Annotated in this window: 21 protein-coding genes; 18 read left to right on the top strand and 3 right to left on the bottom strand. The window is 60.6% G+C overall.

What is annotated here, in order from left to right; all coding sequences use genetic code 11:
• Window positions 1-7 precede the first annotated feature (7 nt).
• The 6 genes from KBZ08_RS09660 (at window position 8) to KBZ08_RS09635 (ending at window position 8,284) form a co-directional block, all read left to right on the top strand.
• Window positions 8-1,315: an MFS transporter gene (locus tag KBZ08_RS09660; protein WP_254972578.1), complete on the top strand. Its 1,308-nt coding sequence runs from the start codon at window positions 8-10 to the stop codon at window positions 1,313-1,315.
• Window positions 1,316-1,430: 115 nt separating this feature from the next.
• Window positions 1,431-3,947: a DEAD/DEAH box helicase family protein gene (locus KBZ08_RS09655; RefSeq protein WP_254972576.1), complete on the top strand. Its 2,517-nt coding sequence runs from the start codon at window positions 1,431-1,433 to the stop codon at window positions 3,945-3,947.
• 173 nt (window positions 3,948-4,120) lie between these two features.
• Window positions 4,121-5,287: a hypothetical protein gene (locus tag KBZ08_RS09650; RefSeq protein ID WP_254972574.1), complete on the top strand. Its 1,167-nt coding sequence runs from the start codon at window positions 4,121-4,123 to the stop codon at window positions 5,285-5,287.
• Between the two features lie 3 nt (window positions 5,288-5,290).
• Window positions 5,291-6,421, top strand: coding sequence for an NYN domain-containing protein (locus KBZ08_RS09645; RefSeq protein ID WP_254972572.1), 1,131 nt, complete (start codon window positions 5,291-5,293; stop codon window positions 6,419-6,421).
• Between the two features lie 158 nt (window positions 6,422-6,579).
• Entirely contained in the window at window positions 6,580-7,086 is a 507-nt protein-coding gene (locus KBZ08_RS09640; protein ID WP_254972570.1) for a hypothetical protein, read from the top strand.
• A 112-nt stretch (window positions 7,087-7,198) separates the two neighbouring features.
• The gene (locus KBZ08_RS09635) at window positions 7,199-8,284 is read left to right on the top strand and encodes a M14 family metallopeptidase (RefSeq protein ID WP_254972568.1); all 1,086 of its coding nucleotides are present in this window, start codon (window positions 7,199-7,201) and stop codon (window positions 8,282-8,284) included.
• Window positions 8,285-8,496: 212 nt separating this feature from the next.
• On the opposite strand, the gene KBZ08_RS16630 is transcribed toward KBZ08_RS09635, so the two are convergent.
• Both KBZ08_RS16630 and KBZ08_RS09630 read right to left on the bottom strand, forming a co-directional pair.
• Complete coding sequence (locus KBZ08_RS16630) at window positions 8,497-8,574, bottom strand: hypothetical protein (RefSeq protein WP_396122407.1); 78 nt, start codon at window positions 8,572-8,574, stop codon at window positions 8,497-8,499.
• Entirely contained in the window at window positions 8,549-8,884 is a 336-nt protein-coding gene (locus tag KBZ08_RS09630) for a hypothetical protein (RefSeq protein WP_396122402.1), read from the bottom strand. Before KBZ08_RS09630 ends, KBZ08_RS16630 begins: the two co-directional genes overlap by 26 nt.
• 128 nt (window positions 8,885-9,012) lie before the next feature.
• Between KBZ08_RS09630 and KBZ08_RS16515 the strand changes: the two genes are divergently transcribed.
• The 3 genes from KBZ08_RS16515 to KBZ08_RS09615 all read left to right on the top strand — a co-directional run bounded on the left by KBZ08_RS16515 (window position 9,013) and on the right by KBZ08_RS09615 (window position 11,588).
• Complete coding sequence (locus KBZ08_RS16515) at window positions 9,013-10,047, top strand: STAS-like domain-containing protein (RefSeq protein ID WP_254972566.1); 1,035 nt, start codon at window positions 9,013-9,015, stop codon at window positions 10,045-10,047.
• Between the two features lie 175 nt (window positions 10,048-10,222).
• Window positions 10,223-10,657 carry a helix-turn-helix domain-containing protein gene (locus KBZ08_RS09620; RefSeq protein ID WP_254972565.1) on the top strand — a complete coding sequence of 145 codons (435 nt, stop codon included), beginning with the start codon at window positions 10,223-10,225 and terminating at the stop codon, window positions 10,655-10,657.
• Window positions 10,581-11,588: an ATP-binding protein gene (locus KBZ08_RS09615; RefSeq protein WP_254972564.1), complete on the top strand. Its 1,008-nt coding sequence runs from the start codon at window positions 10,581-10,583 to the stop codon at window positions 11,586-11,588. The genes KBZ08_RS09620 and KBZ08_RS09615 overlap by 77 nt, the downstream gene beginning before the upstream one ends.
• A 98-nt stretch (window positions 11,589-11,686) precedes the next feature.
• On the opposite strand, the gene KBZ08_RS09610 is transcribed toward KBZ08_RS09615, so the two are convergent.
• Entirely contained in the window at window positions 11,687-12,451 is a 765-nt protein-coding gene (locus tag KBZ08_RS09610) for a DUF3598 family protein (RefSeq protein WP_254972562.1), read from the bottom strand.
• Window positions 12,452-13,464: 1,013 nt separating this feature from the next.
• On the opposite strand from KBZ08_RS09610, the gene KBZ08_RS09605 reads away from it, so the two are divergent.
• The 9 genes from KBZ08_RS09605 to KBZ08_RS09565 all read left to right on the top strand — a co-directional run bounded on the left by KBZ08_RS09605 (window position 13,465) and on the right by KBZ08_RS09565 (window position 20,655).
• Window positions 13,465-13,935: an HAD family hydrolase gene (locus KBZ08_RS09605; protein WP_254972560.1), complete on the top strand. Its 471-nt coding sequence runs from the start codon at window positions 13,465-13,467 to the stop codon at window positions 13,933-13,935.
• Window positions 13,936-14,105: 170 nt separating this feature from the next.
• A complete protein-coding gene (locus tag KBZ08_RS09600) occupies window positions 14,106-14,963 on the top strand; it encodes an NAD(P)H-binding protein (protein ID WP_254972558.1) in 858 nt (285 codons plus the stop codon).
• Between the two features lie 62 nt (window positions 14,964-15,025).
• Entirely contained in the window at window positions 15,026-15,766 is a 741-nt protein-coding gene (locus KBZ08_RS09595; protein WP_254972557.1) for a sulfite exporter TauE/SafE family protein, read from the top strand.
• Window positions 15,767-16,057: 291 nt separating this feature from the next.
• On the top strand, window positions 16,058-16,252 hold the full coding sequence (locus KBZ08_RS09590; protein ID WP_254972555.1) for a hypothetical protein: 195 nt from the start codon (window positions 16,058-16,060) through the stop codon (window positions 16,250-16,252).
• Window positions 16,253-16,522: 270 nt separating this feature from the next.
• Window positions 16,523-17,170 (top strand): hypothetical protein, encoded by a 648-nt coding sequence (locus KBZ08_RS09585; protein ID WP_254972553.1) that lies wholly within the window; start codon window positions 16,523-16,525, stop codon window positions 17,168-17,170.
• Window positions 17,171-17,278: 108 nt separating this feature from the next.
• Window positions 17,279-17,992, top strand: coding sequence for an endonuclease/exonuclease/phosphatase family protein (locus KBZ08_RS09580; RefSeq protein WP_396122401.1), 714 nt, complete (start codon window positions 17,279-17,281; stop codon window positions 17,990-17,992).
• 138 nt (window positions 17,993-18,130) lie between these two features.
• Window positions 18,131-19,012: a restriction endonuclease gene (locus KBZ08_RS09575; RefSeq protein ID WP_254972549.1), complete on the top strand. Its 882-nt coding sequence runs from the start codon at window positions 18,131-18,133 to the stop codon at window positions 19,010-19,012.
• A 246-nt stretch (window positions 19,013-19,258) separates the two neighbouring features.
• The gene (locus tag KBZ08_RS09570; RefSeq protein WP_254972547.1) at window positions 19,259-19,540 is read left to right on the top strand and encodes a hypothetical protein; all 282 of its coding nucleotides are present in this window, start codon (window positions 19,259-19,261) and stop codon (window positions 19,538-19,540) included.
• Between the two features lie 26 nt (window positions 19,541-19,566).
• Window positions 19,567-20,655, top strand: a complete 1,089-nt coding sequence (locus KBZ08_RS09565; protein WP_254972546.1) for a M14 family metallopeptidase — start codon at window positions 19,567-19,569, stop codon at window positions 20,653-20,655.
• Window positions 20,656-20,660: the final 5 nt, after the last annotated feature.

Below are 20,660 nucleotides of genomic sequence, written 5' to 3'. Positions count from 1 at the left end.
GGCGGCTGTGAACGGATCCCTGCTGCGGCGGCCGGGCTTCCGCTGGCTCTGGCTGGGCCAGACCCTGCTGTTCGCCGGCGTCCAGTTCTGGTTCGTCGCCGTCACCTGGCTGATGCTGCAGCGCACGGGCTCGGGCACCTCCCTGGCCCTGGTGCTGATGGCGGCGGCCCTGCCCCGAGGGCTGCTGCTGCTGCTGGGCGGGGTGCTCAGCGACCGCCATCCGCCCCGAACGATGGCGGTACGGGCCGGCTGGATCCTGGCGATCGCCACCGGGGTGCTCACCCTGCTGGCCAGCCGCGACGCCCTCAACCTGGGCCCGGTGCTGGTGCTGGCAGCCGTGTTCGGGGCGGCGGAGGCCTGCCTCTACCCCGCCGCCCTGGCCCTGCTGCCCCGCCTGCTGGAGGACCGCCATCTCGGCCGGGCCCACGCCTGGCTCCAGGGCAGCGAGCAGATCAGCAACGTGGCCGGCCCCGCGCTGGCGGGCCTGTCCCTGGCCGTGGCCGGGGCGACGGCGGCCCTGGCCTTCGACACCGTGTTGCTGCTGCTCGCCGTGGGCTGCTTCGTGCAGGTGCGGCCTCGCTTGGCCGCGGCGGACACGGCCCCGACGGGGGGCCTGGGGCAGGGCCTGCGGGAGGGGATCGCCTTCGCCTGGGGCCACGGGGCGATCCGCACGGGCCTGACGCTGATCGCCATGATCAACCTGGCCGTGCTGGGCCCGGTGGTGATCGGCGTGGTGGAGCTGGTGACGCTGCGCTTCGGCGGTGGCCGCCCTGGTGGGGGTCTGGTGGGCTGGCCGGTTCAGCGCCATCGCCCATCCGGGGGGCGCGCTGGGCTGGCTGTCGGCCGGGCTGGGGGCGGGCCTGCTGGGGCTGGCGGTGGCAGGCCAGTGGTGGACGGCGGCCGCCCTGCTGGCGGCGATGGGGATCGGCGGCGGCCTGGTGGGGGTGCTGGCCACGGCCTGGTTGCAGCGGGAGACCCCTGCACCCCTGCAGGGCCGGGTGATGGCCCTGGCCATGCTGGCCGGCGTCGCCTTCGATCCCCTGTCCCAGGCCCTCTCGGGGGTGCTGATCGACATATCCTTGCCGGGGCTGTTCGTGGTTGCCGGAGGGAGCCTGCTGCTCACTGTGCCGTTTGCTCTGGGCAGTGCGCGGGGGTGAGCGGGCGGCATTCTCTTCAGGGGACTTGGGCGGATGAAGGTGGGTGGGAGGGCAAGACTTGGGTATCCCCTCCTACAGGTGGTTCTCGGACCCGTGAACCACCGCTAGAAAGTGGAAGCTGCACTAGAAAGGCTTTGCAGCATTGCGATTTCAGGTGATCCTCTCGGCCGCTCTACGGATGGTTCACGGAAAGGGAGAGAATGGGAGAAGTAGTTCTCGGAACCGACCAATGAATTGTTGGGCTGATATCATTTCTCTATAAGCATCTCAGCAATGGTTGATTTCAAAAAACTACGTGCAGAAGCTGCAAGGCAAAAGCCAATTGATCCGCTTGAAATCTTTCGCAGACAGCCAAAGCCGCCTGAGATTAACGATCTGTATACTAGCCAGGCAGATGTGCTGAATGAGTGGAATAAAAGAAGAGGCGAACGAGATATTGCTATTAAGCTGCATACTGGTGGTGGCAAGACATTAGTTGGCTTGCTTATCGGCCAGTCAATTTTAAATGAGACGAGCGAGCCCGTATTATACCTTGTTCCAACTAAGCAGCTTGTCAAGCAGGCAGTCGACAAAGCTCGAGAGTATGGAATTGATGCCACAGCCTATGATCGCGCTACTTTATTAGATCAGGCTTTTGACACCGGACAAGCAATACTAATAGCTAGTTACAATGCGCTGTTCAATGGGCAGAGCAGGTTTGGTCTTTACGGACAGCCTGATATCAAGAAAGCAGCGGCAATAGTTCTAGATGATGCACATGTTGCATTCTCGACAGTTCGAGAGTCATTCACATTAACTATCAGTTCGGAAAAAAATAAGAATCTCTATCAGAGTTTGTGCACCTTGTTTCGGGGGGCCTTCGTACAAATTGATCGCCTAGGGACGTTTGATGATGTGGTATCTGGGAACGAGAACGACTTACTGGAAGTTCCATCATGGGATTGGCAGGAAAAGCAGGATGCCGTAAGACAGCAATTGAGGGGCAATGCTAAAGACTTCGCTTTTCACTGGCCTCTCTTGCGAGATAATCTACATCTTTGCCATGCGCTCATAAACCGTAGGTCGTTTACTATTACTCCAATTCTTCCACTTGTAAACATGTTTCCGACTTTTTCGGAAGCACCAAGAAGGATCTATATGTCTGCGACAATTTCAGATGATAGCGAAATTATTCGCACATTTGATGCAAATCTAGCTTCGGTGAGCTCTCCACTGGCTTCGCGATCACTCGCTGGAGTTAGCGAAAGAATGATACTCATACCTGATCTTAAGAACTCAAGAATTGATTTACCTGGGGCAGTAAAGCGTATGGCAGCAGATATTGCCCGCAAAGACTTAGGCGTCATAATTTTGACATCATCTGATTATCGAGCTAAGACGTGGATAGACTGCGCTGTATTTGCGGAAGGCTCGGTTCTAGTTGAGCAGTGTATTGACCAACTGCAGAGGCGCGCTACCTCAGGTCCTATTGTCTTTTCAAATCGGTATGATGGGATTGACCTCCCTGGTGATTCATGTAGGCTCCTAATTATGGATGGCCTGCCAGGTGGTTCCACATCGTATGAGACCTATAGGCGGATTGCATTTCAAGGAGGAAGCACATTCTCGCGAATGCTTGCTCAAAAGATTGAGCAGGGCATTGGTAGAGGTGCAAGGGGCTCAGGTGATCACTGTATAGTCATTTTGACAGGCAAAGACCTTTTGGCATGGATTGCCAAGAGATCTAATTTTGACTTTTTGACGAGCGCAACACGAGCCCAGATTGATATGGGTCTGTCAATAAGTAAGGACGTTGAAGATGAGCATGAACTTGCTGAAACAGCCGGTAAGTGCCTAGATAGAGATAGAGACTGGATTCAATATCATGCTGAGCAACTTGCAGATTCCGTAACGACTGAAGAGCCAGACGAGATTAGGTTGAGGCAAGCCGCTGTAGAGCGAAAAGCTTTTGAGTACTTGCGCCGCGGGTTGCATGAAAAAGCTTTGACAAAACTACGTGAGTTCCTTGAAGGTCCTTATGAAGTAGATGGTCAATCGCGTGGCTGGCTGTTACAACTATCTGCTAAGGTTGCCTTTAACTGGGGCAATAGTGAACTGGGGCAGAATTATCAACTGCAGGCTTTTGCAACTAATCCTAATCTCACTCGACCCCTGGCTAGGCCACCTTATCGACCCTTAATTCTACCCTCTGGCCAAGAGGAAGCGATATGCCAGCAGATTGAAGATTACCAAATGCGTCTTGGTTATTTAAGATCATTTGAAGAAACAGTGTCATACTTAACCCCTGAGGCCACCCCCAACCAGTTCGAGCAAGCTCTTGCTGATCTAGCCAAATACATCGGGATACCGTCTGAACGCTTTGACGTCAATGGCGTTGGACCAGATATTCTATGGTTACTACCGAGTAATACAGGGCTTGTAATTGAGGCGAAGAGTCGTAAGAAAGAAAAGAATGCTCTCACAAAAGACCAGCATGGCCAGCTTCTAGTCGCTGCCGAATGGTTTGCCAAAGAGTATCCAGGGTATTCATGTGTAAGGGTTAGTATTCATCCTCACTCAGTTGCTACTCGTGCGGCAGTGGCAGGAGCCTCACACGCGCTTACATATGAGAAGCTTGCTTTGATGATATCTGAGGCGCGGACACTGCTTTCTACGCTGGTCAACACGCACGTCAGCGGCAATGATCTTCTTGGTGAATGCGCACGGCTGCTTGAGAGCTCATCATTAAAGGCAGACCATATTGCCGAAAGGTATTTGGTACCTTTTCAACAGAGTGGGACAGACCGCTAGTTTTGCTCTCTTTAATGACTGCATTCCCTTACATGAACAGCCCAACATCCAGATGCAGAAGACGGGTGCATTGGCTGCCTCCTAATGCCGAGATCCCTGCCCGCTTCTGATCTGTAGCGTTATACCGCCAAGGCATTGGCGATCACAGTGGACGGCTTAGCACCTCACTAGTCATGGAACGATCCCTCGGTCTCGCGCTGAACAAATACGCGGTCATCCCCCATACGCTGAGGGCGGATCTGACCAAGAATCAAGCCGTTGCTTCTATTACCGTCGATTTAGCAAACCTATTCCATCACTACTATCTTGATTCGTTCGGGACAGCTCCGCCGCAGCCAGACCCAGTTCAGTTCGAACATGTGCGGTTCCTTTTGCCTTGTTCCGAGTTCAGGTTTCAAGGACGAGGCCTCGGTATTTCACCGGCAATTAAGAGGAGCCGATCAACAGAACTAGGGCAAGCGTTCTGCCGCTGGTTCCTTCACGATCACTTGAATATCACGTACTTTGCTCACATGGAACATATACTTAATCGCCAACTTCACAGGGCGTTCAAAGGGTGCCGGATCGAACGGACGGCGAAGGGCGACACGCCTGACTACTTCTGCGCCGAGAACGAGAATCGGGTGTTCTTGGCAGAGGCAAAGGGGCGCTATTCTTCCGTCAACTTTAGCAATCAAGAATTCACTACCTGGCGGCAGCAGTTCAGACGCGTCAGTTTTCTAGATCCAACGGGCTCTCCGCGTAGCATTAAGGGGCATATCGTTGCGACTCGCTTCGCCACTGAAGAGAGTAGTAGCCGCGTGAAGTCCGGTATATGGGCGGAGGACCCGAATAGCCCTGGGGAGCTGCCCGCTGGAGAGGGCGACCTGGGAGAATTGGGCCGAGCCGTGATCGTATCCCACTACAGCGGTATCGCGAACAAGCTCTCTCAGCCCGTGTTAGCGAGTGCACTTGCTACAGGCGTCCCGCTTCCGGAAGAACTTACCGTGCTCGGAATGGCGTGGCGGGTCCTGGCTGGACCACTGGAGGGGCGTCGCTTTGTCGGAGGATACTTTTCGGACGACGACCGAGAACCAGTTCTGCGAGATATCAAAGGGCGAATTGTCTTCGGTCGTCCGGCCCGGATGCGGCTCGACAGACCAAATCTCACTTTCTTCGGAGTTGAAGAACGCATTTTCAAGCAAGTCGTGGGCCTCGCAAGAGCGCGGACCGGACAGGCGCCCCAGATTTCGCAGTTTGAAGACACAGCCTTCTTCTACAGCGGCTTCAGTGTGCTCCGCGACGGAAGTGCGATGGGACCACTTGACTGGTTCTCGCCAGAAGAGGAGGTGACATTCTGAAATTTGAAGGAAACGAAATGGGGTGGGCTGAGGAGTTCGTCGGGCGACATAGCAGGTCGTTCGACGCTGACAAGCAGCGGCATTGCGCCGCAAGCCGACCTCGTGAGCATAAGTCTTGCGACGCAATGCCGCTGCGAGCCGGTCACCTACAAGGTTAGAATTACAGAAAAACAAATGGACAAGAAGTTTGCTGTCTTTATCGATGGAGACAATATCTCGCCTCAGTATCTTGATTCTATTTTTGCCGAGATATCCCAAGATGGTGAGATTCTGGTTAAGCGCATCTATGGTGACTGGACTACGACCAACATGGGATCATGGAAAGTCAAAGTATTCGAGTCTCCTGTCCGAATCTTCCAGCAGTTCCGTTTCGGCCCAAATGCTACAGACAACAGCATTATCATGGATGCCATTGAACTGTGTAATCAGAGTAACGACATCAATGCGATCTGCATCGTCTCAACCGATGCTGACTACTACAGCCTTGCGCTTAGGCTGCGGGAAATCGGTAAGTTTGTTTTGGGAATTGGGAAAGAGAACTCCAAACCTATTTGGCAGAATGCATGTAACCAGTTCGTTTTTCTGGAGAACTTAAACAGGGTGAGTCTGCCTCAGCAAAATGCACATTCACTTGCAACGCTGGAATCCTCATTGCCAGAGGTCGGCAAGCTCCTCGACTTCGCAATGGATAACTCCAGAAGCGACAATAACGGATGGGTGAGTTTCTCTGATCTGGGAAAGTCGATTCGCTCTCGCTACCCTGGATTTGACCCTAGATCCTATAATCACAAAAGCCTTCTTCAATTGGTAGAGGCATTTTCGGAAGACATAGAGATTCGAACTGATGAAAGCCAGCCGCCAAACTATTGGGCTCGAGGCATCAAGAAGATCGAGTCTGAAGAGGCAGACTCGACTGGCATTGTAAAACGGTTTATGGGGGTCTTTGGCTTCATCGAAAACGAGAAGGGAAATTACTTCTTTACCCTGTCAAATATTCTTCCTCAATCTCGTGACAAGAAGTTGAGGAAAGGCACGAAAGTAAGATTCTCAGTATTCAAGGAGCCGAATCCAATTGGCGAAGACAATGCCGAGAAGAACGGCAAGGCGTCGAACGTAGAGATTATTGAGGAATAACATTCTAGTGTTAGATGTCAGTGGACGGGAGCAGAGAAGGCCTTTTGGGTCAAACAGTTTACTCCCGCCGCTGATCTTGAACGTTAGGTTGTCGGAGGTCTTTAGGCATGAATCGCGATTCTGACCCACTCGTGCGTCGTTCTCAACGGGTGCTGCTGATGGTGCACGAGCTGCACAAGCTTGGCTATCAACGGCTGAGGATCGTGCCCGGCATGTCACCGTCTGGGATGCACTGGCGGTGCTCAGTCACCCACGTCGGAAACATCCAGCGCATGCACGGGGCAATGATGTGCGACTTTGACGATGCAGCCCACTACACAACGGGGCAGGACAATAACTATTTCGGCTGGGAGGACGCGCAGAAGGACACGGCACGGAAGCTTGCTTCAAAGTTCCTCGATCGCTTCCCCACCATCGCCCAGCTGGGCCAAGGTGCGGACTGGCCGTATGCCGGCTGGTACGTCCAGATGCTCGGTTTGGCCGAACGTGGGGTACTACCTGTCGCCTATTCCGACTGGTGCGGCGAGCCAGACCCACGATTGCTGCCGACTACAGCCGGCTTGAATAGCGGGCTTCCTATGCCACCCCGGGTTGAGGGCATCCCAGACGCCGGACCAGGCACATCAGAGGACGGCGGTGCTGGATCGACCAGTCGCAGGATGTGATGGCGATCATCGGTGCGCTTGAGAAAATCTTCACCAGCGACCCCGACATCCCCGCGGTGACCCTCCACGCCCACCCCCCCTTCTGATCGCCCAAGGCCCCGCAGCTTCCCCCATGGCCACCAGCGACTACTTCCGCCCCGATTACCGCTCGGCCCGTGAGGCATTCCTGGCCGCCGCCCGTGGCGCCGGCGCCCGGCTCAGCAGCCATGTCCTGCCCGATCACCGCGGCCCGGCCGGCGAGCCGCTCGCCATCGAGGCGGCCGCCCTGGGCCCCGTCGAGCCCGAGTCCTTCTTGCTGCTGATCTCCGGCACCCACGGCGTGGAGGGCCTGGCCGGATCCGGTTGCCAGGTGGGCGTTCTGCTGGATGAACTCCACGGCGCCCTGCCGGCCGGCGGCGGGGCGCTGCTGATCCATGCCCTCAACCCCCATGGCTTCGCCTGGCTGCGCCGCGGCAACGAACACAACATCGATCTCAACCGCAACGGCCTCGACTTCCGCGGCCCCCTGCCCGAGAACCCGGCCTACAACGCCCTCCATGACGCCCTGCTGCCCGGCGACTGGGACGGGCCCGAGCGGCAACGGGCCGACACCCTGCTGGAGGCCTTCATCACTGGGCAGGGGATGGCCGCCTACCAGGCGGCGCTGCAGCGCGGCCAGTACACCCATCCCACCGGCCTCTTCTACGGCGGCAACCGCCCCAGCTGGTCGCTGTCCACTCTGAAGAAGATCCTCACCGAGCACCTGGGCCCGGCCTGCCGCCGCCTGGCGGTGATCGACCTGCACACCGGCCTAGGCCCCTGGGGCTACGGGGAGCTGATCGGCAGCGGCAGCAGCGACGACGACTGGGAGCGGCTGCAGCGCTGGTATGGCCCGGAGGTCACCCGGCCCGGCCAGGGCCCGTCCAGCTCATCGGTGGTGTCGGGGTCGGTGCCGGTGTTTCTGCGCCGCATGCTCCCTGCTGTGGAGCTCAGCTACCTGGCCCTGGAGTTCGGCACCCGGCCGATCGATCAGGTGCTGGCGGCCCTGCGCGCCGATGCCTGGCTGCACGCCGTGCCCGATCGCCCCACCCCCCACCGCGAAGCGATCCGCCGCCAGGTGCGCGACGCCTTCCTGATCGACAGCCCCGCCTGGCGGGCCGCCGTCTACGGGCGCTGCGCCGATGTGGTGCTGCGGGCTTGTCGGGGGTTGGGGGGTTGAGCGAAGCCCTTGATGCCCTGTCATCCAACCCTGCTGACCTTTCTCAAGCGCTATGAGAATGTGCCCGCTTCTCTGGCGGATGCCGCATTGATCCGCCTGGCGGAGATCAATGACTCGCCGTTGCTTCTCACGACAGATAGTGACTTCCAGATCTATGGCAGATGTTGGATGTGCTGCCGCCGCGGTGAGGCCGTTGCCGGCGTGCCGGCCCTTCAGACGCGCTCCAGCACCTCGTGGCTGGCGGAGACCCAGGCGCCGGTGGCGTCATAACGGCGGATCAGGCGCTCCATCCGGCCCGGGGCCGGCAGCCAGCCGCCCACCAGCTCGAAGGCCGCCCTGGCTCACCTGCTCCGGCAGGCGCACGAAGCCGCCATCGGGCAGCAGCCGCAGCGCCTCCAGCTCCGCGTGCCCCAGCTCCAGCTGCACGTCGCTGGTGTCGGCCTCGTGCCAGTCGGCGCTGATCGTGGCTGACTGGCCCTGCCAGCGGCCCAGCAGCTGCTCGGCACTGGCGGGCGCGGCCTCGGCGGCGTCGCTGCCGGCACGGAACTCTCGGATCAGCACCAGCTGATCGAAGCGGCCGTCGGGGCTGTACAGCTGCACGATCCGGTGGCGCCGGTCGGCCGCGATGAAGCCGAACTCACCGCCGAAGACAGTGTTAGCGAGATCGCAGGGTTGACAAAGGGCGAGCCGAGATTGACAATAGGAGTTGAGCTGGTTGACAAAGGTTCGTGTCGAAAATCCGCGGCCGCGGGGAAGCGGTAAGAAACTTCATCCTTGCCAACGTAAAGGAGCACCCAAGTGACATCGTAAAGATTGCGATGGCAAAGTTTGAATGCTCTCGCCAAGCCATTCATAAGCACATTCAGCATTTAATTGAGGAGGGTGCAGTTACGGAAACTGGAACCACTCGTAACAAGCGCTATGCACTTGCGCCTCTTGTAGAATGTGACTTGAGCTTCGAAATAGACCCACAGCTAGCTGAGGATATCGTCTGGGATAGGGAAGTTGCTCCCAAGCTTGGGCTTATGGCTGACAATGTGAAATCAATCTGGTATTACGGCTTCACCGAGATTTTTAACAACGCCATCGACCATTCCAGCGGCACACATATTAGTGTGCATATCTCAAAGACCGCTGCCGAAACAGAAATCGCAATTCTCGATAATGGCGTTGGAATCTTTAAGAAGATTCAGCACGCTCTAGGGCTTCTCGACGAGCGACATGCCGTTCTTGAGCTTGCCAAGGGAAAGCTGACAACAGACCCATCGCGCCACTCGGGAGAAGGAATCTTTTTTAGCTCTAGAATGTTTGATGACTTTGCAATTCTATCAGGGGAAGTCATCTTCTCGCATCATTTTGGAAAGAAGGAAGACTGGATCTTTCAGGCAAAGCAAGGCGGTGCAGGGACATTCGTAACAATGAAGCTGAATAACCACACATCGCGAACCACCAAAAAGGTGTTTGACCGTTTCTCGACTGGCGAAGACTACGGATTTACAAAGACAGTTGTTCCAGTGGAGTTGGCTCAGTACGGCGATAACAATCTTGTCTCAAGATCTCAAGCCAAAAGATTGCTTGCTCGAATAGATAAATTTAAAGTCGTGGTATTGGATTTTGAAGGGGTTAGGTCTATCGGTCAGGCATTCGCTGACGAGATCTTCCGAGTTTTTCCCCTTGCCCATCCCAATATTGCCTTGCAACATCTTAACGCCAATAAAGAAGTGATGAAGATGATTCTACGTGCATTGCATCATGATGCATAGAACATGGCTATCAAGCCCCTCGAGTGGACAGGCCGCCAACGATTTCCTTCCTGCGCTCTACACTTCTAGCCTGCCACTAAGGGGCAGCGTTGGGCTTGCCACCCATGCCCCGCACTCAGTAAGTAGCTCGGATCCATGACAAGGCTGTCTGCTTCCGAGTACACTTCTGAGCAGGATGGACCTGCTCGACCTGCTCAAGCGCCCTGAGGGCAAGACGCTGGAGTTCAAGCGTGATCTTTCCTCGCCGGATGGGGCGTTGAAAACGATCGTGGCCTTCGCCAACACGGCCGGCGGCGCGCTGCTGATCGGGGTGGAGGATCGCAGCCGCAACGTGCGCGGCGTGGCTGACCCGTTGGATGAGGAGGAGCGGCTCGCCAACCTGATCAGCGACCGGATCAGCCCTCGGCTGGTGCCGGAGATCGAGATCCTGCCTTGGCGGCAGACGCAGGTGCTGGCCCTGCAGGTGTACCCCAGCCCGAGCCGTCCCCATCACCTGATTCGCGAGGGGCCTGCCGCAGGCGTGTATGTTGCGGGTGGGCTCCACCAACCGACGCGCCGATGCCGAGCTGATCGAGGAGCTCCGCCGTTTCTCCCGGGGAGAAGGTTTTGACGAGCAGTCCTCGCCGGGGCTCGGCTCGGAAGCGATCGACTTCCGAGCGGCTTCCGAGTCGTTCGCACCGTTCCGCGAACTCCGCCGCAGCGATCTGGAGACCCTGCGGCTCGTGGGCGACCACCAGGGGAAGACGGTGCCGACCGTGGGCGGCATGATCCTCTTCGGCCATGACCGCGAGCGGCACTTTCCCGATGCCTGGATCCAGGCCGGGCGCTTCGCCGGCAGCGACAAGAGCCGCATCCTCGATCGGGTCGAGATCCACTCCTTCCCCGTGCAGGCCGTGGAGGAAGCGATTGCGTTCGTGCAGAAGCATTCCTGGCATGGCGCCACCATCGGTGCGGTACGCCGCACCGACCGCTGGAGTCTGCCGCCCGAGGCCGTGCGCGAGGCCCTGATCAATGCGGTGGTCCACACCGACTATTCCCAGCGGGGCGCACCGATCCGGCTGTGGATCTTCGATGACCGGCTGGAGATCGAAAATCCCGGTCTGCTGCCCTTCGGCCTCACGGTGGAGGATCTGCCCCATGGGGTGTCCAAGCTGCGCAACCGCGTGATCGGCCGCGTCTTCCAGGCGCTGGGGCTGATCGAGCAATGGGGCAGCGGCATCCAGCGGATGACGGCAGTCTGTCGAGACGCGGGCCTGCCGCCGCCGATGTTCGAGGAGATCGCCAATCGCTTTCGCGTCACCATTGCCACCGTCCCCGTGGGCCCAGTAGTGGTCGACGCCACTGAGCAGGCGATCCTCGCCAGCCTGAACGAAGGCCAGGGGTTGGCCACCCGTGAGATTGCGGCCATCATCGGGCTGTCGGCCCGGGCCACGCGCACGCGGCTGGCCCGTCTGATCGATCGCGGGCTGGTGCGCGAGATCGGCACCAGCGCCAAGGATCCCCAGCGAAAATACTTCCTGGCCGAAGGTGGCTCTCCATGAACCTGAGGCTTTCAACTCCCATGGCTTCAGCTGGCTGCGCCGCGGCAACGAACCCAAAAATTGATATCAACCACAACCGCCTCGACTTGCGCGGCCCTTCAGACGCGTTCCAGCACCTCGTGGCTGGCGGAGATCCAGGCACCGGTGGCGTCGTAGCGGCGGATCAGCCGCTCCATCCGGCCCGGGGCCGGCAGCCAGCCACCCACCAGCTCGAAGGCCGACCGGTGGCTCACCTGCTCCGGCAGGTGCACGAAGCCGCCATCGGGCAGCAGTCGCAGCTCCGCCAGCTCCGCGGGCCCCAGCTCCAGCCGCACGTCGCTGGTGTCGGACTCGCTCCAGTCGGCGCTGATCGTGGCTGACTGGCCCTCCCAGTGGCCCAGCAGTCGCTCGGCACTGGCGGGCGCGCCTTCGGAGGCGTCGCTGTTGGCGCGGAACTCGCGGATCAGCACCAGCTGGTCGAAGCGGCCGTCGGGGGTGTACAGCTGCACGATCCGGTGGCGCCGGTCGGCCGCGATGAAGCCGAACTCACCGCCGAAGACCGTGTTCGGCGCCACCTGCAGCGACCCCTTGTTGAACGCCCCGGACTCGAAGAACACCACCTGGCGCCCAAGGGTCCGGTAGTCCTGCTCCATGGCGCGGCTGGGCTCGCCCGCCCCCGGCGCCGGTCCGCCGCCCGTTGCGATCGCCGTGCCGGCGGGCCAGCGCTGCAGGCTGAAGCGCACCAGGTGGTCGTCGTCATCGCCCGCTGCCAGCGTCAGCACCGACGGGTGGCTCTCCAGCACCTCGCCGCCGGCGCTGATCGTGGTGAAGCTGCCCCGCCACTCCCCCAGGTTGCGCAGAAAGTTCTGCCATTGGCTGGCCATGGGGAAGGGCGGCGAAGGGGGCGATGGTAGGCAGGCCGCAGCGACCGGCGAGCCACCCCCGCACCACCGCCGTTCCCAGGCCCCATGGCCGAGACCTCCACGCGCGGCGCCACCCGGCCTGGCAGGCAGACCCTTCTGGGGCTTGCTCTCCTCAAGCAGCCTGTACCGCCCGCCGCGTCCGTGGATCTGGGTTCTGCGTGCCTGCTTCTACGACTACGCCCTGTACTCCGCCATTGGCACACCGGTAGCGGTTGTGATGTGGGGAACAGGGCGCAGGTCGCCCTTCGTTGACGTTGGCATCGTGCTTGGCTTGGCGGCCTGGCTGGTCCTGCTCTGGTGGCTCATTCGCTAGACGCAGAGCGCTCCATCTTCAAGGACCCAGCTGTGGCGGCCAACCCTTTGATCGAGGCGGACCTCCACCTCGCGGCCCAGGCGCCATCCCGGCGTCGGCCCGCTCCGCTCAACCCTCAGGACTGGCCAAGGCCTGCCTGTCCCGGTTTCGACACCATCAGCGCCACGCGTGGCTCCCCCTTGCTTGGCGGCTGGCCGCCGAAGATCGGTGGTTGTCTTCTCAACGTCGGAGGCACAGATCTGATCTCCTATCGGCAACGCAAGCTTTGGAAGTCGTCGTGGGAGGAGTTTGTGAACCATCCCCATCGGTCCCTGGGCCAACGACTGGACCGTCTCATGCAGCTTCTCCCGAGGGCAGAGAAGTGGACTGCCGAGGAATGACCTGCGACCATCGCGTCATGGGAACAGGCCCCCAAACTGTCGCTTGGAAGAGACAGAATGACCCATCACCCCGTCCTGCCGTCTTGGGAGTTCCCGTGTTCGGCAACTTCACAAATGGAAGCCAATCGTCCCCTGTTGCTGCTGTTGGAGAGCGGATCGATCTGGCCATCATCAAATCTAAGCAGAACTGGCATGAGGTTCTGCTCACGCATGGTATGGGCCGGAAGAAGATCCCGGGGCTCCGGAAAAGTTGCTTGTAGCCTTCTCAACAAACGGCCGTCATGATCTCCATCGACATCTCCGGTTTCGGCCAGCTCGAGCTGGCTTATCTGGTGTCCGACTACAACGGCACGCTGGCCCTCGATGGCGTGCTTCTCCCGGGTGTGGCGGAGGCCCTTTCCGACATCGCCACCAGCATCGACGTGCATGTGATCACCGCCGACACCTTCGGTCTGGCCCGATCCCAGCTCAGCGGATTGCCGGTGTCCCTAACGATCACCCCCGTGGAACACCAGGCCGAGACGAAGCTGGAGTTCATCACCAGGCTGGGCGCCGCATCCAGCGTCGCCATCGGCAACGGACGCAATGATCGCCTGATGCTGGAGGCCGCCGCCGTGGGGATCGCGCTGATTCAAGGCGAGGGCGGATCGGCCGCGTCCCTGGCCAGTGCCGACATCGTCTGCACCAGCGTTCTTGAGGCACTGGCGCTGCTGCAGCATCCGAAGCGCCTGACGGCGACCCTTCGATCGTGAGCGGGCGGGCGAAGAGCATCGCCCCTTCCGGCCCTGGCCGGCCCGCGCCCCCATCGCCGGCCAAGCTCGCCACACCCCCCTGTGGCCGCGGGTGCCGACCGTCCAGCGGAATCGTCCTTGAGTAATCACCCCGGCAGCGCCACCGGCCGCTGCCCCGCTCAGGAGTTCCTATGGCCACCGTCCTGGTTCTCGGTGCCACCGGCAAGACCGGCCGCCGCGTCAGCCACCGGCTGCTGCAGGCCGGCCATAGCGTGCGCACGGCCGCCCGCAGCCCCCAGCCGCCCGGTGGCCGCAACCAGCCGGTGCACTTCGACTGGAGCGATCCCGGCAGCCACGAGGATGCCCTGGCCGGCGTCGAGGCGGTCTACATCGTGCCGCCGGCTTTCGTGGTCGATGTGGCGCCGCCGGTCGGCGCCTTCGTGGAGCGGGCCCGCCGGGCCGGGGTGGCCCGCGCGGTGCTGCTCAGCGCCCGGGGCGTCGATGCCGATGACAGCCAGCCCCTGCGGCAGGCGGAGCTGGCGCTGCTGGCCTCCGGCCTGGAGGCGGCGATCGTGCGGCCCAGCTGGTTCAACCAGAACTTCAGCGAAGGGGTCTTCGCCGCCGGCGTGCGCCAGGGGGTGCTGAGTGCCCCCGCCGGTGACGGCCTGGAACCCTTCATCGACGCCGAGGACATCGCCGAGGTGGCCGCCACCCTGCTGCAGCGCCCCGCGCTGGGTGGAGCGGCCTACGACCTGAGCGGCCCGGAGGCCCTCTCCTTTGCCCAGGCCGCCGCGGTCATCGGGCAGCGGCTGGGGCGGCCCGTGCGTTACGAGGATGTGGCGCCGGCCGACTATCTCGCCGGCGCGATCGCGGCCGGCATCCCCCCCGACTACGCCGAGCTGCTGGGGGTGCTGTTCGCCCTGATCCGCAACGGCGCCGACGCCGGCCCCAGCGACGGCGTGGAGCAGGTGCTGGGGCGCCCCGCCCGCTCCCTGGCGGCCTGGGCCGAACGGGAGCTGGCCCCCGAAGCCAGCCTCGAGGCAGCCTGAGGTCCCGCGGCTCCAGGCGTGGCTGAATGGCTGCCGGCCCCGCATGATTGCCGCCGGCTCCCATGGCTGAAACCACCCTGGCGCTGTTCTGCGTCACCCTCGCGGCGATCGCGATCCTCTACGGCAGCGTCGGCCAGGCGGGCGCCTCCGGCACCATCGCGGCCATGGCCCTGTTCGGCTTCCCCGCGGCCACGATCAAGCCCACCTCCCTGGTGCTGAACGTGCTGGTGTCGTTGGTGGTGTCCCAGCGTTTCGTGCGCGCCGGCCACGTGTCGTGGCGACTGGTGGGGCCCTTCGCCCTGGCCTCGGTGCCGCTGGCCGGCCTCGGCGGCTACCTCTCCCTGCCGGCTCCGGTGTTCAACCGCCTGCTCGGTGGCCTGCTGCTGGCCGCCGCCCTGCCGCTGTTCCTGCGCCGCGATCGGCCGGAGCTCGCCGTCTCGCCGCCGAGGCTGCCGCACGCGCTGCTCGCCGGCGGCACCATCGGCCTGCTCAGCGGCCTCACGGGCATGGGCGGCGGCGTGCTGATCGCCCCGCTGCTGATCCACCGCCGCTGGGCCCGGCCCCAGGCCGCCGCCGGCCTCTCCAGCGTGTTCATCCTGATCAACTCCGCCGCCGCCCTGCTGGGGCACCTGGGCGCCAGCACCGACCTGCCCCCCCACCTGCCGCTGCTGGCGACGATCGCCATCGGCGGCGGCGCGATCGGCGCCCAGCTCGGCAGCGTGCACCTCTCCGCCACCGCCATCCGCCGGCTGCTCGGCGGCGTGCTGCTGCTGGCCAGCCTGCGGCTGCTCCTCGGCAGCTGAGGGCTGTGGCCGGGGGTGCTTGGTAACGACTGAGGCCTTGAGCGCGCCGCAGTGACGCCGCCACCTACGGCTGGCTCCAGGCCGCCTACGGCGTGGGCGCCCTTGTGGGGGTGTGGTGGGCCGGCCGGTTCGGCCCCCCTGACCTCCGGGGGGCGCGCTGGGCTGGCTGTCGGCCGGGCTGGGGGCGGGGCTGCTGGGGCTGGCGGTGGCCGGCCAGTGGTGGACGGCGGCCGCCCTGCTGGCGGCGATGGGGATCGGCGGCGGCCTGGTGGGGGTGCTGCCACGGCCTGGTTGCAGCGGGAGATCCCGGCACCGCTGCAGGGCCAGGTGATGGCCCTGGCCATGCTGGCCGGCGTCGCCTTCGATCCCCTGTCCCAGGCGCTCTCGGGGGTGCTGATCGACATCTCCCTGCCGGGGCTGTTCGTGATCGCCGGGGGGAGCCTGCTGCTCACCGTGCCGTTTGCTCTGCGTAGTGCGCGGGGGTGAATGGGCTGGATGTCCTTGGGGGACTTGAACTGATCAAGTTCGGCGGGTTGGCAAGACTTGCGTAGCGCTGGTTACAGATGGTTATCTGACGCGTGAACCACTGCTAGAAAGCGGAAGTTGCTCTCGAAGGGCTATGCGGCATCGGGACTTCAGACCATTCTCCCTGCCGCTTGTCAGGCGGCTTTCGGAAAGGGAGCAAGTCGGAGGAGTGGTTCTCGGAACCGTCCAATGGCTTGTTCGGCGTGGTTGGGATAGAACACAAGGGTCCCGATGACAGAACAAAAAAGCTCCTTTTGGTCGACTTTGCCTGGCATTCTTACCGCATTAGGCGGTCTGCTTGCGGGGGTGGCTGGTCTTGTCACCGCTCTGTATACCGCAGGCATCATTGGTACACCATCAGAGAAGAAAGTACCGCCCGTTAGCATTCCCGCAACGCAGACACAGCCTTCAGATAGCCTTTCTAAAGGGCAGGTGCCGGTCCTTTCTCTTTCTCAAGTTGACCGGACTGATGCGAAGTCAACAGCGTATTCGATACTGAATGCCTATCGTGCGAGGGACGTTATTGCCCTCGCAGGCCTTGTAAGCCCGACCAACCGGCGGATTTTTGTTGAACTTGCTGAACAGGGAGAGAGTCACCCGCGATATAGTTCGATCTTTGGTGATGCTAGTTGGCGTTCGAAAGTGGTGCAGTCTTGGGACGGCAACCTAGGCGAGGTGCGTTACCGACATTATGTGGGCGCAGCCAGAAACGACTACGAGGCTCAAGTCGAATTTGCTGAAGCCGGCCCAAATGAGTTAGCCGTCGTCACACTTACTTGGTTAGACGGGAAATGGAATTGGGAAGACATTAATAGTCCTTCCCGCCAGAACTTTATGAAGGGTAGGCCGTCCTTCAGCCGAAGTGAGGAACCATATTAGTTTTGGGATGCGAGACTACTAACATGTCGGGAAGCTCAAGTGAGCGCGTAACTATTCGCTCCAGCCGACGCCGCTGAAGTGTCTCAGCTGAGTGTTCTATTTTGAAGGATGCACATTTTAACCTGGAACTGCAACGGCGCCTTGCGCAACAAGCTCGATGCGTTAGACGCTTTGAGGTTTGATATCGCTGTCATTCAAGAGTGCGAGGATCCCGGTTACTCCACGAGTGCTTCGTATAAGTCATGGGCGAAGAACTACCTGTGGGCTGGAAAGAATAAACATAGGGGTCTTGGAGTGTTCGCTGCTCCCGGAGTAGAACTTGCCCCTGTTGATCTTGATTTAGGCCAACTCGAATCGTTTCTTCCGTGCCGGGTTTACGGTAGCTTCTTGCTCGTGGCTGCTTGGACGCGACAAGCAAACTCTCCTACTTTCCAATACATTGGACAGCTCTGGAAGTTCATCCAGGCTCACCGCGCTGTGCTTTCAACTCAGCCAACGGTGATTGTGGGGGATCTGAATAGTAATGTCCGCTGGGATAAATGGGATCGCTGGTGGAACCACACTGATGTAGTCAGAGAGCTCTCGGAAATCGGACTGGAGAGCGCCTATCATCGTTGTCGCGGAATCCCGCAGGGTTTAGAGCCGGAACCAACGTTCTTTTTGCAGCGGAATCCTGCCAAGGCTTATCACATAGATTACACCTTCGCGCCTAGTGCGTGGCTAGGTGACTGTTCAGCTTGGGTCGGTGAATCTGACACGTGGTTGCAATGGAGTGACCACATGCCTCTATTGGTTCGGCTGAATCCTCCTAATGACGCCTAGCATGACCCTCGAGTGGACAGGCCACCATCGATTCTCTACTTGCGTTTTCGACTACTTTCCTGCCACTTTTGAGAAGCCTTAGAAGTTCATTTGTCATGCGCAAGCGTCCATCTACAATGATGAGGTCACCTTCTGATAATGGCTAAGAAAGCCCAGGCTGAATTCATTAGGTGGTTTGGACCCTTGCTTGCTGCACTTCGGGATCTTGGCGATTCAGGCCGGCCGAGAGAAGTCTCTGCACGCATTGCTAAAAATCTCAACCTGCCAGATGAATTGCTTGATCAGACGCTTAAGTCGGGAGGAAGTAAGTTTCATAACCAGGTTGCATGGGCCAGGCAGTATCTCGTGTGGGAAGGCTTGCTGGATTCGTCAAAGCATGGAACATGGACGCTTACAGAGAAGGGACGCAATGCCGAACTTGATGACAAGGAGGCTAGAGATATCTTCTTGAAGTGGGTCGCCATCCACGCTGAGAATCGAAAGCAAAAGCGAGAGGCTCAGGAGACTGAAGAGGATATGCACCCGCTAGGAACAAACACAGAGGACCCAACTGAAGAAGAGAAGCTCGATCTATTGAACACCCTCAGATCCATCAGTCCTTCCGGCTTTGAGAAAGTCTGCAGAGAGCTTCTCAGGGAATCAGGTTTTGAAAACGTCGAGGTCACTGGGGGCTCTGCTGATGGTGGAATTGATGGCTACGGGACATTGGAGATTAATTCCTTTGTGAGCTTCAGGGTTCTCTTCCAATGCAAGCGCTACGCAAAAGGTAACCTCGTCTCGCGTGCTCAAGTGGGAGATTTTCGCAATACAATGATTGGGAGGGCTGAAAAGGGCATCATCATTACCACTTCTGGGTTTAGCAATGCTGCTATCCAGGAAGCGAACAGAGAAGGAGCGCCTCATGTTGAACTTGTCGACGGCGACAAACTAGTTGAAATGTTCCAGAAGGTTGAACTTGGTGTATTCAAGCGCACTGTGTATGACGTTGATCCGGCGTACTTCGAGAAGTTTAAGGTCTGAACTCTATGCATAGCCATTCCCCTGTGTAGCCCCTATGCAAGTGTTGTATGCCCCGGTTTCTCCATGTGCTCAGGTGATGGCGACCGTTTAGGCGTGAATTCATGACACCCCAATCCTGCTCGCTGATCGATAGAACGAAGTTTCCTGCTCTCGAGCGATAGAAGGAGGAACTCGTCAATGATGGAATGGTAGGAAAAGCCCCTGTGCACCTATCTGCAAACGAAGCTTCCGCTGGTCGGAATCCATGTGCCGTACTTCTTCAACGAAGACTGGGGCTGGTGGCTCCAGACGGAAGGTATTGGCTTCCGGATGGGGCTATGCATCTATTCCGATCCAGACGCCGACCCCAATCGTGAGCGTTGCGCCCTGGTGCTGTCCATCCGGGAGCCAAGACAATGGTCCTGGTCGAGGATCCGGTGGATCGACCGCTCGCAGGAAGTGATACAGATCATCGAAGCACTTGGGAAGATCTTCACCAGCGACGCCAACATCCGCACGGTGACTCGCCACGACGACTACCCCTCCTGATCGCCCACGGCCCCACCCCCTCCTCCATGGCCACCAGCGACTTCTTCCGCCCCGATTACCCCTCGGCCCGTGAGGCGTTCCTGGCCGCCGCCCATGGCGCCGGCGCCCGGCTCACCAGCCATGTCCTGCCCGATCACCGCGGCCCGGCCGACGAGCCGCTCGCCATCGATGCGGCGGCCCTGGGCGCCGCCGAGCCCGAGTCCCTGCTGCTGCTGATCTCCGGCACCCACGGCGTGGAGGGCCTGGCCGGATCCGGTTGCCAGGTGGGGGTTCTGCTGGATGAACTCCACGGCGCCCTGCCGGCCGGCGGCGGGGCGCTGCTGATCCATGCCCTCAACCCCCATGGCTTCGCCTGGCTGCGCCGCGGCAACGAACACAACATCGATCTCAACCGCAACGGCCTCGACTTTCGCGGCCCCCTGCCCGAGAACCCGGGCTACGACGCCCTCCACGACGCCCTGCTGCCCAGCGACTGGGACGGGCCCGAGCGGCAACGGGCCGACGCCCTGCTGGAGGCCTTCATCCGTGAGCAGGGGATGGCCGCCTACCAGGCGGCGCTGCAGCGCGGCCAGTACACCCATCCCACCGGCCTCTTCTACGGCGGCAGCCGCCCCAGCTGGTCGCTGTCCACCCTGGAGAAGATCCTCACCGAGCACCTGGGCCCGGCCTGTCGCCGCCTGGCGGTGATCGACCTGCACACCGGCCTGGGCCCCTGGGGCTACGGGGAGCTGATCGGCAGCGGCGCCACCAACGACGACTGGGAGCGGCTGCAACGCTGGTATGGCCCAGGGGTCACCCGCCCCGGCCTGGGCCCCTCCAGCTCGTCGGTGGTGTCGGGCTCGGTGCCGGTGTTTCTGCGCCGCATGCTCCCTGCGGTGGAGCTCACCTACCTGGCCCTGGAGTTCGGCACCCGGCCGATCGATCAGGTGCTGGCGGCCCTGCGCGCCGATGCCTGGCTGCACGCCGTTCCCGATCGCCCCACCCCCCACCGCGAAGCGATCCGCCGCCAGGTGCGCGACGCCTTCCTGATCGACAGCCCCGCCTGGCAAGCCGCTGTGTACGGCCGCTGCGCCGATGTGGTGTTGCGGGCTTGTCGGGGGTTGGGGGAGGGTTGAGCCGT

It is taken from the genome of Cyanobium sp. Candia 9D4, assembly GCF_024346155.1.
Lineage (GTDB): Bacteria > Cyanobacteriota > Cyanobacteriia > PCC-6307 > Cyanobiaceae > Cyanobium > Cyanobium minutissimum.
The sequence above is the reverse complement of the archived record's forward strand: the minus strand, read 5'-3'. Positions and strand labels throughout refer to the sequence as shown.